General features: G+C 69.5%; 11 protein-coding genes. 3 read left to right on the top strand and 8 right to left on the bottom strand.

Translation table 11 applies throughout. The features are described 5' to 3' along the window. The first annotated feature begins 117 nt into the window (after window positions 1-117). Both GUY60_RS24700 and GUY60_RS24695 read left to right on the top strand, forming a co-directional pair. On the top strand, window positions 118-3,582 hold the full coding sequence (locus tag GUY60_RS24700) for a ThuA domain-containing protein (RefSeq protein ID WP_161701487.1): 3,465 nt from the start codon (window positions 118-120) through the stop codon (window positions 3,580-3,582). Between the two features lie 75 nt (window positions 3,583-3,657). After that, window positions 3,658-4,563 carry a sugar phosphate isomerase/epimerase family protein gene (locus GUY60_RS24695; RefSeq protein WP_161701485.1) on the top strand — a complete coding sequence of 302 codons (906 nt, stop codon included), beginning with the start codon at window positions 3,658-3,660 and terminating at the stop codon, window positions 4,561-4,563. A gap of 47 nt (window positions 4,564-4,610) precedes the next feature. Here GUY60_RS24695 and GUY60_RS24690 read toward each other — a convergent pair whose 3' ends face one another. From GUY60_RS24690 to GUY60_RS24675, 4 genes are all read right to left on the bottom strand, one after another. Then, complete coding sequence (locus tag GUY60_RS24690; protein WP_187370117.1) at window positions 4,611-5,120, bottom strand: GNAT family N-acetyltransferase; 510 nt, start codon at window positions 5,118-5,120, stop codon at window positions 4,611-4,613. Between the two features lie 214 nt (window positions 5,121-5,334). Then, window positions 5,335-6,165 carry an ABC transporter ATP-binding protein gene (locus tag GUY60_RS24685; RefSeq protein WP_376771319.1) on the bottom strand — a complete coding sequence of 277 codons (831 nt, stop codon included), beginning with the start codon at window positions 6,163-6,165 and terminating at the stop codon, window positions 5,335-5,337. Then, the gene (locus tag GUY60_RS24680) at window positions 6,162-7,184 is read right to left on the bottom strand and encodes an ABC transporter substrate-binding protein (protein ID WP_161701481.1); all 1,023 of its coding nucleotides are present in this window, start codon (window positions 7,182-7,184) and stop codon (window positions 6,162-6,164) included. Before GUY60_RS24680 ends, GUY60_RS24685 begins: the two co-directional genes overlap by 4 nt. A gap of 140 nt (window positions 7,185-7,324) precedes the next feature. After that, a complete protein-coding gene (locus tag GUY60_RS24675) occupies window positions 7,325-8,188 on the bottom strand; it encodes an ABC transporter permease (RefSeq protein WP_161701479.1) in 864 nt (287 codons plus the stop codon). A 348-nt stretch (window positions 8,189-8,536) separates the two neighbouring features. On the opposite strand from GUY60_RS24675, the gene GUY60_RS24670 reads away from it, so the two are divergent. Then, window positions 8,537-9,547, top strand: a complete 1,011-nt coding sequence (locus tag GUY60_RS24670; RefSeq protein ID WP_161701489.1) for a LacI family DNA-binding transcriptional regulator — start codon at window positions 8,537-8,539, stop codon at window positions 9,545-9,547. 523 nt (window positions 9,548-10,070) lie between these two features. On the opposite strand, the gene GUY60_RS24665 is transcribed toward GUY60_RS24670, so the two are convergent. The 4 genes from GUY60_RS24665 to GUY60_RS24650 form a co-directional block, all read right to left on the bottom strand. Continuing rightward, window positions 10,071-10,385, bottom strand: coding sequence for a DUF1330 domain-containing protein (locus GUY60_RS24665; protein ID WP_161701477.1), 315 nt, complete (start codon window positions 10,383-10,385; stop codon window positions 10,071-10,073). Window positions 10,386-10,529: 144 nt separating this feature from the next. Further along, window positions 10,530-11,258, bottom strand: a complete 729-nt coding sequence (locus GUY60_RS24660) for a DUF6333 family protein (protein ID WP_161701475.1) — start codon at window positions 11,256-11,258, stop codon at window positions 10,530-10,532. Window positions 11,259-11,339: 81 nt separating this feature from the next. After that, the gene (locus GUY60_RS24655; RefSeq protein WP_161701473.1) at window positions 11,340-11,909 is read right to left on the bottom strand and encodes a GAF domain-containing protein; all 570 of its coding nucleotides are present in this window, start codon (window positions 11,907-11,909) and stop codon (window positions 11,340-11,342) included. Further along, a partial coding sequence (locus tag GUY60_RS24650) for a GTP-binding protein (protein ID WP_161701471.1) occupies window positions 11,906-12,417 on the bottom strand: 512 nt, incomplete at its 5' end. The genes GUY60_RS24650 and GUY60_RS24655, both read right to left, overlap by 4 nt.

Here is a 12,417-nt window from a genome sequence, read left to right as displayed (position 1 = left end):
TCGGCAGCGTAAGCTGTGTATAAGAGACAGACCCTGAACGCCGCACCCTCAGAAAGCGCTTTCTACATCCTGCTCGTACCCGTACCCGTAGCCGTCCCCCGAGCCCCGGGAGCGCACATGAGTCATCTGAGTTCTGCTGCCCGAAGACCTCTCATCGCCCTACTCGCTCTGCTGGCGCTGCTTCTCGCGATCGGAGTCTCGGCTGTTCCGGCTCCCGCGCAGGCGGCGCCCTTTCGTGTGCTCGTGTTCTCCAAAGTGACCAACTTCGCCCACGACTCCATCCCCGCCGGGATCGAGGCGATCAAGAAGCTCGGCGGTGAGCACGGCTTCGAGGTGGAGGCGACCGACGACGCGGGCGCGTTCACCGATGCCAACCTCGGCCGCTTCCAGGCGGTCGTGTTCAACAACACCAACTCCACGCCGGAGAAGGGCGATCTGCTCGACTCCGCGCAGCGCGCCGCCCTGCAGAAGTACATACGGGGCGGTGGCGGCTGGGTCGGCCTGCATGCCGCGTCCGCGAGTGAGCGGGACTGGGAGTGGTACGAGGGTCTGGTCGGCGCGATCTTCGACAAGCATCCGGCCGTGCAGACCGGGCGGATCAAGGTCCTCGACCAGGCGCACCCCTCCACGAAGGGGCTGCCCGAGCTCTGGGAGCGGAGCGAGGAGTGGTACAACTGGCGCACCAATCCCACCGGCAAGGTGCACACCCTCGCGCAGATCAAGGTGCGCGACGGCATCTCCGGCCTGGACGAGGGCGTCGACCATCCGTGGTCGTGGTGCCAGAACTACGACGGCGGCCGTTCCTGGTTCACGGCCGGCGGGCACGACAAGGCGGCCTTCTCCGAGGAGGCATTCCTGAAGCATCTGCTCGGCGGGATCGAGTGGGCGGCGGGCACAAAGCCAGGTGACTGCACGGCGAGCAAGACCGGCGCGTTCCAGCGCACGCCGCTGGCGACCGAGGATCTGGCCGACCCGTTCGAGCTGGCCGTGGCCCCGGACCGGCGGGTGTTCTTCATCCAGCGGACCGGCAAGCTGAAGATCATCGACCAGGAGACGCTGCAGGTCGGCACGGCGCTCGACCTCGCGTACACGCCGGAGATGACGAGTCAGTCGGACGGGCTGCTCGGCCTTGCGCTCGACCCGGATTTCAAGGACAACCACTGGCTGTATCTGCTGCATTCGGACAAGACCGAGAAGCGGATCAATCTGTCGCGGTTCACCGAGAGCGGCGGCAAGGTCGAGATGGCGTCCGAGAAGCGGCTGCTCACGATTCCGACGTACCGGAACGAGGGCCGCGCGAATTCTCATATGGCGGGGTCGATCGCGTTCGACAAGAAGGGCGATCTGTACGTCGCCACCGGGGACAACACCGACCCGTTCGCCTCGGACGGGTTCGCCCCCATCGACGAGCGGGAGGGCCGTCGTGCCTGGGACGCGCAGGGCACTTCAGGGAACACCGATGATCTGCGCGGCAAGGTTCTGCGCATCACGCCGAAGGACGACGGGAGTTACTCGGTTCCGGACGGCAATCTGTTCGCGCCGGGCACCGAGAAGACCCGGTCCGAGATCTACGCGATGGGTATGCGCAATCCGTTCCGCATCACCACGGATCCGCTGAGCGGCGCGCTCCTCGTTGCGGACTACGGCCCGGACGCGCGGACGGCGAAGCCGGACCGGGGGCCCGAGGGCACGGTCGAGTACAACCGCATCACGAAGGCGGGCAATTACGGCTGGCCGTACTGCATCGGCGACAACACCCCGTTCAACGACTACGACTTCGCGACGAAGACGTCCGGCGCGAAATTCGACTGCGCGAAGCCGGTGAACGACTCGCCGAACAACACAGGTCTGCGTGAACTCCCGGCGGCGGAGAAGGCGTTGGTCTGGTACGCCTATTCGACTTCGGCCGAGTTCCCGGAGCTGGGGACCGGTGGCGGCGGCCCGATGAGCGGTCCGGTGTACGACTACGACGCCGACAACACGTACCGCACGAAGTTCCCCGAGGCGTTCGAGGGGAAGTGGCTGAACTACGAGCTGACCCGCACATATTTCAAGTCCTTCTCGATCCAGCAGAAGGACCAGAGTTTCAGCGATCCGCGGTTCCCGGCGGCGAAGGCGGGTGATCTGCACTCCATCAACTCCGTGTTCGAGGACATGAAGTGGAACCAGCCTTTCGACGCGGACTTCGGGCCTGACGGGGCCATGTACGTCATCGACTTCGGTGTCGGCAGCGGTACGGGGCGCGGTGGCGCCAATGAGGGTGCGGGCATTTATCGCATCGATTACGTCGGTGACGACCGGCTGCCGGACGCGCGGATCTCCGCCACGCCCGACAACGGCCCTGGACCGCTGACCGTGAAGTTCTCCAGCGAGGGTTCGGGGCTGCCCGACGGGACCCCGGTGACGTACGCCTGGGACCTGGACGGTGACGGCAGCACCGACTCGACGGAGCCGAACCCGACGTACACGTACGAGAAGAACGGCCGGTTCAGCGCGCGGTTGAAGGTGACCGCGCCGAAGGATCTGACCGCGCTTGCGGTACGTGAGGTGACCGTGGGCAACACCCGGCCGGAGGTCACTGTGCAGACCCCGGACGACGGGGGCATGTTCGCGTTCGGCGACACCATTCCGTTCAAGGTGAAGGTGACCGACCCGGAGGACGGGACGATCGACTGCTCGCGGGTCGTGGTGCAGTCGCAGCTCGGCCATGACTCACATCTGCACCCGCTGGACAACTACACGGGCTGCGAGGGCGAGATCGTCACGGACGCGGGCGACAGCCACGGCCCCGGCCAGAACCTGTACTACGGCATCACCGCGCAGTACGAGGACAAGGGCGGCCCCGGCGGGGTGCCCGCGCTGACCGGGTCGGACGCGCTGACGTTGCGCACCACGTTCCGGGAGGCCGAGCACTTCACCACCACGGGCGGTGCGCACGGCGGCGCCGAACGGGTGTCCAACGCCGACGCCTCGGGCGGCAAGCGGCTCGGGGAGATCGAGCACGGCGACTGGATCAGCTTCTCGCCCGCGCACTTCAAGGGCGTGGAGTCCGTGACGGTCGGCGCGGGTTCGGCCGGGCTCGGCGGCGACATCGAGTTCCGCGCGGACTCCCCCACCGGTGAGCTCCTCGGCAAGGTGTCGGTGCCGGACACCGGCGACTGGGGCAAGATCGTCTCCCCGACGGCCACGCTCAAGGACCCGGGCAAGAGCGTCAAGTTGTACGCGGTCTTCACCAACCCTGAGTGGGCCGAGGGCAAGGCGGACCTGCTCTCCCTCGACTGGCTGCACTTCAACGGCCACGGGGTGGAGAAACAGCCCGCTTCCCAGGTGGAGCTCGCGGCCGCTCCCGCCGACGGACCGTCGCCGCTCGCGGTCAAGTTGAGCAGCACGGTGAATCTGCTGCCGGGTCGTCAAGTCGCCTCGTACCACTGGGACTTCGGGGACAACGCGAAGCCCGCGGGCGAGGGGGGCGCGACCGCCGAGCACACGTACGCGCGCAAGGGCAGCTACACCGCGCACCTGACCGTCACCGACGACAAGGGTGACACCAGTACGGGCGCGGTCCGCGTCGACGTGAAGTGAAGCGACCTGCAGTGAAGCGACCTGCAGTGAAGCGACCTGAGTTGAAGCAACCTGAAGTGAAGTGAGGGAGGTTCCATGCGATCACGCTCACGATTCAGCACGGCACCCGGTACGAGACGTGCCTTCCTCGGCACGTCCCTCGGGCTCGCGGCGGCGGCCGTCGCCGCGTTCCCGGCAGGGGCCACGACCTCGGCGGAAGCCACGACCGCGACCGACCGGCCGGCGCGGCTCATTCCGCGCGGCGGCATCGGCATGCACCTGTACACGATGCGCGACCCGCTGGCCGTGGACTTCCACGGCACCCTGGAGCGGCTCGCCGAGATCGGCTACGCCACGGTCGGCGTCAGCGGACGGCACGGGAACAGCGCCGCCGGCATCCGGCGGATGCTCGACGCCACCGGCCTGCGCGCGGTCCTCGAACACGTCGCGTACGACACCTTGCGCGGCCCCGGGCTCGGCCAGGCGCTGGCCGATCTGCACACCCTCGGCGCCGCGTGGCCGGTGGTGCCGAGCCTGCCGGGCGCGCTGCACACTCCGGCCGGATTCCGGGAGGTGGCAAGGGAGTTCAACCGGATCGGGCAGGCCGCACGCGAGGCCGGGCTCGGACGGCTGCTGTTCCACAACCACGGCAACGACCACGCCACGGTGGACGGCGAGGTGCTGTACGACATCCTCGTCGAGGAGACCGACCCGGAGCTCGTCGGCTTCGAGCTCGACGTGTACTGGGCGGCGAAGGGCGGCGCCGACCCGGCACGGTACTTCGTGCAACACCCGCACCGGTTCCCGGCGTTGCATGTGAAGGACATGGCGCCGGACGGCTCGTTCGCGGACGTGGGCTCCGGGACGCTGGACTTCGCCGCGATGTTCCAGGACGCGCACACCGGCGGGGTCAAGCAGTGGCTGGTGGAGCACGACTCCCCGGCCGACCCGTTCGCCACGGCCCGTAACAGCTACGCGTATCTGGCCGCGCTGCGCTACTGACGGAGGCGGGGCTGAGGGGGCGCCGGTGTGGGCGCCGGTGTGCCCTCTCAGCCCCGCGCCAACCGCTTGTAGAACAGCGTCGTCGGACGCAGTACGCCCTGCGGGTCCGCGGCGAAGTCCGGGATCGTGCCCACCTCGGTCCAGCCCGCCGCCCGGTAGAAGCCCTCGGCGCCGCTGCCGGTCTCGGTGTCGAGTACGAGCAGGGTCACCCCGTGCGTCACCGCGGCCCGTTCGGCGGCGGCGAGCAGCGTACGGCCGAGGCCCAGGCCGCGCGCCGCGCTGTGCACCATGAGTTTGACGATCTCGGCGCGGTGGCGGCCGTTGGGCTTGTCGGTCAGGGCGACGCCCACGGTCCCGAAGAGGCGGCCCTGCTGCCGTACGGCGAGCAGGAGTTGTCGCCCAGCGTCCACGTCGGCGGCGCGGGCCCGCCACCACGCGGCGGCCTCGGCGTGGTCGAAGGGCGCGAGGAAACCCAGGGAGTTGCCGCCGGCCACGATGTCGACGAGCAGATCGCCGAACTCGTCGGCCAGGGCGTGGAGTTGGGCACCGGTGAGCAGCTCGACGGCCTCGGTGCCCGACTGCGTACGCGTACCTGTGCCCGTGCTCGGACCCGTGCTCGTACCTATGCCCGTACCCGTGTCTGTGCTCACCGCACGAGCGTATGCAGGGGGTGTTACGCAGACGTTTCCGCGCGCTCCCCGGGACGTGCCCCGCGCACCCGGAACGTGTCCCGGGCGCGCCGGTGGAGCAAGTCGGAGGATGAGGAAAGGCTCAGTCGCCCGCCGCCGCCGTCCCGAGCAACCCCCGAATGTGGGCCGTGGCCTCGGCGAACTCGGGGCGGGCCATGGTCTCGGCGTAGTCCCGCTCGGCGGGCAGGCCGACGTCGATGATCTCCCTGATGGTGCCGGGGCGCGGGCTCATCACGACCACCCGGTCGGCCAGGTACACGGCCTCGGCAATGGAGTGCGTGACCAGGAGCACCGTGGTGCCGGTGTCGCGCCAGATGCGGTGCAGCTCGACGTTCATCTGCTCGCGGGTCAGCGCGTCCAGGGCGCCGAACGGCTCGTCCATAAGGAGCACCGGCGGCTCGTGCAGCAGCGCCCGGCACAGGGCGACGCGCTGCTGCATACCGCCCGACAACTCGTGCGGGTAGGCGTCCTCGAAGCCCTGCAGGCCGGTCATGCCGATGAGTTGGTCGGCACGTGCGCGTGCCTGGGCCGTGGGCATCTTGCGCATCTCGGCCTGGAGCAGGATGTTGCGGCGTGCCGAGCGCCACTCCAGGAGTGCTGCGCGTTGGAACACGTACCCGATGTCGTGGCGCGGCCCGCGTACCGCCTCGCCCTGCAGCCGGACCTCACCCGTGGACGGTGCGAGCAGACCCGCGACGAGTTTCAGGAGCGTCGACTTGCCGCATCCCGAGGGGCCGACGAGGGCCACGAACTCGCCCATGGCCACGTCGAGCGACACCCCGCTGAGGGCGGTGACATCGCGCTTCCTGGTGCGGAAGCGCACGTCGACGGCGTCGATCCCGACGGCCGGAAGGGCGGCGCCGCGCGGGGTGCCGAGGGACTGGTGGACGGTCGTGTCGTTCGGCATGGTCAGTCCTTCACGGCCGTGTCCGAGGCCCAGTAGTCGGCGACCGGCTTGGGCTTCTTCACCATGCCCGCGTCCTTGAACACGTCGATGGTCTGCTGCCAGTCGGCCTCGTCGTTCACACCGGGCGCCCTGCCCTCGGTGGTGTCGGTGTGCAGCAGGGTCAGGGTGGTCTTGAACTGCTCCGACAGGACCTTCTCGGGCGGGAGTTGGTCGGACGCGCCGTCCATCGCGGCGACCGCGGGACCGGGTGCCTTCTCGGCCGCGGCCCAGGACTCGCTGACGGCCTTGGCCATCCGGGCGGCGAGGTCCTTCCTGCCCGTGAGGGTGCGCTCGCCGGTGATCAGACCGTTGGAGAAGAAGTTGAGGCCGTGCTCGGAGAAACGCAGATACGAGACGTCCTTCTTGGCCTTGTCCCGCATGATCGGGCCCTGGTCGCTGGCGTAGCCGAGGAGTGCGTCCGTCTTGCCGGAGATCACCGCGGCGATCTTGCCCGCCGGGTCGGTGTTCTGCACCTTGACGTCGGACTCGGCAAGCCCGTTGGCCTTCAGGAACGCCGGGAACGTACGCGAAAGCGCGTCGCCCGTCGTACCCGCGACGGTCACACCCTTGAGGTCGGCGGGCTTCTCGATGCCCTGGTCGGCGAAGAACTGCACGGAGGCGGGCGTGGTCTGCAGGTACACGCCGAGACTCTTCACCGGGACGCCCGACTCGACGCCCGCGAGCACCGCCGGAGTGTCGGCCCAGCCGAAGTCGGTCTGCCCGGCACCGGTGGCCTGCACGGTCTTCTGGGAGCCCTGGCCCGCCTGAATGTCCAGGTCGATGCCGTGCTTCTCGAAGATCTTCCGCTGCTTGCCGTAGTAGAAGGGCGCGTGTTCGCCGTACGGGTACCAGTTGAGGGTCAGCGTCACCTTGTCCAGCTGCTTGCCGGAGTCACTGGTGCTGGTCGCGGAGTCGTCCCCGCCGCACGCGGTGGCGGCGACGAGCAGCAGCGGGACGAGACCGGTCAGGGATCTGCGCGGGGTCATCGGGGCGGCCCTTTCGCGGGTGGACGGACGACATTTCGGTACGGCAATTCGGTACGGGAATCCGGTACGGGAATCCGGTACGGGAATCCGGTACGGCAATTCGGTACGGCATTTCGTACGGCGGAGGGTTCGGTCGCGGCTCAGTACGAGGTCGTCATCGACGCGTCCCTGCGGCTCGCGTGCCACGGCAGCAACAACTTCTCGGCGATCTCGACCACGACGAACAGGACCACCCCGATCAGCGACATCACCAGCAGCCCGGCGAACAGCATCGGGGTGTCGAGGTTGCCGTTGGCCTGCAGGATCACATAGCCGAGACCCTCGTTGGCGCCGACGAACTCACCGACGACGGCACCGGTCACGGCGAGCGTTACGGCGACCTTGAGCCCGGAGAACAGATGCGGGAGCGAGGCCGGGAGGCGGATCTTCACGAAGGTCTGCCAGGGCCGCGCGCCCATCGTCGAGGACAGTTGCAGCATCTCCGGATCGACCGCCTTGAGGCCGGTGACCATGGAGATGACGACCGGGAAGAACGCGATCAGGACGGCGATCAGGATCTTGGGCGCGATCCCGAAGCCGAGCCACACCACGAACAGCGGCGCGATCGCGATCTTCGGCACGACCTGGGCGAACAGCAGGATCGGGTAGAGCGTCTTCTCGACGGTGGCCGAGTACACCATCAGGACGGCGGCGAGCACCCCGACGGCCACGGCGATCACGAAGCCGAGGAGGGTCTCGTACGTGGTGATCCAGCTGTGCTGCCACAGGTAGTCGGACTTGTCGACGAGGACATCGAGCGTGGCACCCGGCGACGGTACGAGATAGGGCTCGACGAGCTCCGCCGCTGCGATCGCCCACCACACCGCGAAGCAGGCGAGCAGCAGAGCGACGGGGCGCCAGCTCTGCTCCGCCGCCTCGACGGCCCGGCGGCGCAGTCCGGGGCGCTCTCGGACGGCGACCCCCGCCGTCTTCACGGGCGGAGCGGACAGTGCGCTCTGGCTCACGGGTAACTCCCCTGGTTTGGGCGGCAGTTGGCGAGTCGACGGGAGCTTGGGCCGAAGGTACGGCCGACGGGAGAGGTTCCTGCGAAACCGCTTTCAGAAAGCGCTTTCTGCTAACATGTCGGCCACGCTAATGACCCCTCGACAGCACGGTCAATAGGTCGTCCCGAAGTTTCCGGAGCCCCCTAGCGGGCGTCGTGGACCCGCAAAGACCGGGGAGACGCCCCCTAGACGCCCGGCCGGGGCCCCTCGACGCCCGAAGGGGGCGCAGTGAGTGAACGGGTACGTCCACGCCAGGAGCGCCAGGAGCGCCGGACCGCGCACCGCACCGAACCGCCGCCGCCCGTCACCCTGCACACCGTGGCCGCCGCGGCGGGTGTCTCCCCCGCCACCGCCTCGCGCGCGCTGAACGGCACGGCCCGGGTACGCGAGGAGTTGCGCGGCCGGGTCCTCGCGGCGGCCGCCGAGCTCGGCTACATCCCCAACGCCCATGCGCAGGCCCTCGCCAGCGCCTCCAACAACACGGTCGGCGTGATCTGTCACGACGTCAGCGACCCCTACTTCGCGGCGATAGCGAGCGGCGTGATGCGCGCCGCCGCCGATCAGGAGCTCCTGGTGATGCTGGCGTCGACCTTCCGCGACCAGGGCCGGGAGATCGCGTACGTGTCGATGCTGCGGGCCCAGCGCGCCCGCGCCATCCTGCTGATCGGCTCGGGCATCGAGGACCGCGGCTGGGAACGCGCGCTGGACGCCGAACTCGCCCCGTACACCCGCGCGGGCGGCCGCGTCGCCGTGGTCAGCCGGCACCGCAGCCTGCGCGTCGACACCGTACTGCCGGAGAACCGCGCGGGTGCCGCCGCACTCGCGCGCGCCCTACTGGCCCTGGGGCACCGGGAGTTCGCGGTGCTTGCCGGTCCGCCCGAGCTGACCACGGTCGCCGACCGGCTCGCCGGGTTCCGCTCCGCGCTCGCGGCGGCGGGGGTGCCGCTGCCCGCCGGGCGGATCGTGCGCGGCGCGTTCACCCGTGACGGCGGCCACGCGGCCGCCCTCGAGCTCCTCGCCCAAGGCCCGCCGCCCACCTGCGTGTTCGCGGTGACGGACGTGATGGCCGTGGGCGCCCTCGCGGCCCTGCGCGAGCGCGGCCTGCGGGTCCCGGACGACGTGTCGCTCGCGGGCTTCGACGACATCCCCCTCGTACGCGAACTCACCCCGCCGCTCACCACGGTGGCCCTGCCGCTGCACCGCATGGGCCACAGCGCGATCACCCTGGCGCTACGGGAACCGCGCACGGCCCGCTCACGGGTGGAGCGGATCCCTGCGGAGGTGGTGCTGCGGGCGAGTACGGGGCGACCGCACAACTAGCGCCTGCCCCGCCGGACTTGGCGGCCCGGCCGGCTACGCCACAGCGCCGAGCTCGGCACCCGACTGCACGGCCGTGCCGGACTCGGCGTTCGACAGCGCCGCCGTGCCGACCTGGGCCTCCGGCAGCACCCCGGCGCCGGACACGGCCCCCGCCCTCGGCCACACCGCCCTGCCAAGCTCAACGCCCGCCAGCACCCCCGGGCACCGGACTCGCCCCCGACAGCACCGTGCCGGACACGGCCAGCCCCTCGGCACGCACCTCTCCTGGGTTCATCACATCAACGGCGCGGCTAGGGAGTGTCTCTCCAATCTTTGCGGATCAGGCCGCGGCGTCGAGGGGGTACCTCCCTGCTCGAGCGCAGCCGAGAGCTTGGGGGACGGTGCATCGGCGTGCGCCCGGATCGCCCTCGTACGGGACGTACTTGGGTGGTTCGGGCGTGCGTCGAGGTGCCGTGCCTGGGGGCACCTCCCGGCCGAAGGCCGGGGGAGCGTCGCGGACCCGCAAAGATCGGGGAGACACTCCCTAGGCCGGGAGGGAGAAGCCCTCGGGCGGTGAGCCCTCGACGAACAGCATTCCCACCCGGGACTTGCCCTCGCGTATCTCCCGGGCCCGCCGGTACTCCGGCGAGTCGTACCACTCCCGGATCCGGTCCATGTCGGGGAACTCCAGGACCACCAACCGGGAGGAGTCCCAGGTGCCTTCGACGGGCTCGGGCGTCGGGCCCGCGACCAGGTATCGGCCGCCATGGTCGAGGATGGACTTCTGGGCCACGGCAGCGTAGGCCAGGCCGGCCTCCTCATCGAGCACATCGACGTTGACGATGACGTAGGCAGGCATGGGATTCCCCGTTCCCTCGGGCACAGCGTGTACGGATGTCGCCGCAGGCGACACTACGCTCAAGGCGTTCCGTGCCGCCCGGAACCCCAACTCCCCTTCCACACAAGCTCAGTTGAAGACCTCGCGGACCGCCTTACCCTTCGGCTACACGTCCAGCCAGTTCTCCTCCATCAGATCCGTAGCAGCGTGCGTATGCCGGACCCGGAAGATCGACGTGCGTGCCTTCCGGCGCCGCCACGGGCAGTTGGTCCCGAGGATCAACTCGCCGAGTCCGCCCCAGTACGTGTCGGCCGGGGAGTCAGGGTGGAACTCGATGTCGGCCTCCTCCGCCATCCGCGCGGTCACCCCGCAGGCGTCCAGAACTGCCTGCGGGTCGCCCTCAAGGGTCCACACCTCCGGGTCGTCGTTGCACGGCCAGCCCTCGGAGTGCACCACGTCGAAGCCGGGCACCGCCCACGCCACCTCTTCGTGGGTCTCCCCGCGGTCCACCGAGGACGAGCCGACGATCCGCGCCTCGGGGAACCGTGCGGCGAGGTCACGGACCTGCTCCAGGACCGGCCAGGAGAGGCCTCGGTCCGCGAGCGAAGGGTCCGATATGCCGATGACGTTGTCCCACACCCCCACCTCGATCCACTCCAGATCGTCGCGGGTCTGCAGGCCGAAGCCGTGGCTGATGGTGTGCTCGCCCTCGTACGCGACGATCTCCTCGACCGTGCCGAAGGAGGCCGCGAACTCCCTTGCCCGTACAGGGTCGTTGTGCGGCCACGCCGCCGCGTGGTCCGTGAACGGCGGGAGCACAAGGGTGACCGTGAACTCGCCCCCGCCCCGCACCTCCGCCTCGGGTGGGCACGTCCAGTAGTTCTTCTCGTCCATGGTCGCCACCGTACCGACGAGCACTGACAACACCCGCCGTGCGCCGCCCAGTTGGACCCTCGGGTCAACGAGACCGGCAGCTCAACCCGAGACGTTCTCCCGGCGGCCGATCTCCTCAGTCAGCTCCGCCGCGAGGGACTTGATGGTGGCGAGCCCCGCCCGGCCCCAGGGGTGCGGCTCGGTGTCGACCACGCAGACGGTGCCGAGGACCATGCCCGTACGGTCGATGAGCGGCGCGCCCAGATAGGAGCGGATGCCGATCTCGTCCACAACCGGGTTGCCCGCGAAGCGCGGGTAGTCGCAGACGTCCTCCAGGACCAGGGCCTTGCGCCGCACCACCACATGCGGGCAGTAGCCGTGGTCGCGGGCCATGTAGCGGCTGACCCCGACGGCCGCCCCGGACTCACCCGAACCCGACTCCGCGTCCACGCCCTGCGGCGCGTGCAGACCGGCGAAGAACTGCTGGTTCTCGTCGATGAAGTTGACCATCGAGTAGGGCGCCCCGATCACCTCGGCGAGACGGTCCGCGAACGCGTCGAACGCGTCGTCCGGGCGCTCCCCCAGGCCCAGTTGGCGCAGCCTCCGCACCCGGCCGGGAGCCTCCTTGTCCACCGGGGTCAGCAGCAGGTGCCCTGTCGGGTCGTACGTCATGTGTGTGCTCCGTAGCTCGGGGCCTGGGTGGTGGAGAGCAGGTGCTGGACGAGGGTCACCAGGGTCTGGACGCCGGAGTTGGAGATCCGCGCGTCGCACAGCAGCACCGGAACCTCCGGTTTGAGGTCTATCGCGGCGCGCACTTCCTCCGGCTCGTAGCGGTAGGAGTCGTCGAACTCGTTGACGGCCACGACGAATCCGATGCCGCGCCGCTCGAAGAAGTCGACGGCGGAGAAGCAGTCCTCCAGGCGCCGGGTGTCGGCGAGTACGACCGCGCCGAGCGCGCCGTCGGACAGCTCGTCCCACATGAACCAGAAGCGCTCCTGGCCGGGGGTGCCGAAGAGGTACAGGACGTGGCGCTCGTCGAGGGTGATGCGCCCGAAGTCCATCGCCACGGTCGTGGTGGTCTTGTCCTCGATGCCTTCGAGGCTGTCGGTGGCCGCGCTGACCGTGGTGAGCAACTCCTCGGTGCTGAGCGGCTCGATCTCGCTGACCGCGCCGACGAAGG

Source organism: Streptomyces boluensis, assembly GCF_009908195.1.
Lineage (GTDB): Bacteria > Actinomycetota > Actinomycetes > Streptomycetales > Streptomycetaceae > Streptomyces > Streptomyces boluensis.
The sequence above is the reverse complement of the archived record's forward strand: the minus strand, read 5'-3'. Positions and strand labels throughout refer to the sequence as shown.

Coding starts and splice junctions, on each gene's coding strand:
- GUY60_RS24660 (WP_161701475.1), bottom strand. CDS start 11,258: ATGGACGAGAAGAACTACTGGACGTGCCCACCCGAGGCGGAGGTGCGG.
- GUY60_RS24655 (WP_161701473.1), bottom strand. CDS start 11,909: ATGACGTACGACCCGACAGGGCACCTGCTGCTGACCCCGGTGGACAAG.
- GUY60_RS24665 (WP_161701477.1), bottom strand. CDS start 10,385: ATGCCTGCCTACGTCATCGTCAACGTCGATGTGCTCGATGAGGAGGCC.
- GUY60_RS24700 (WP_161701487.1), top strand. CDS start 118: ATGAGTCATCTGAGTTCTGCTGCCCGAAGACCTCTCATCGCCCTACTC.
- GUY60_RS24695 (WP_161701485.1), top strand. CDS start 3,658: ATGCGATCACGCTCACGATTCAGCACGGCACCCGGTACGAGACGTGCC.
- GUY60_RS24680 (WP_161701481.1), bottom strand. CDS start 7,184: ATGACCCCGCGCAGATCCCTGACCGGTCTCGTCCCGCTGCTGCTCGTC.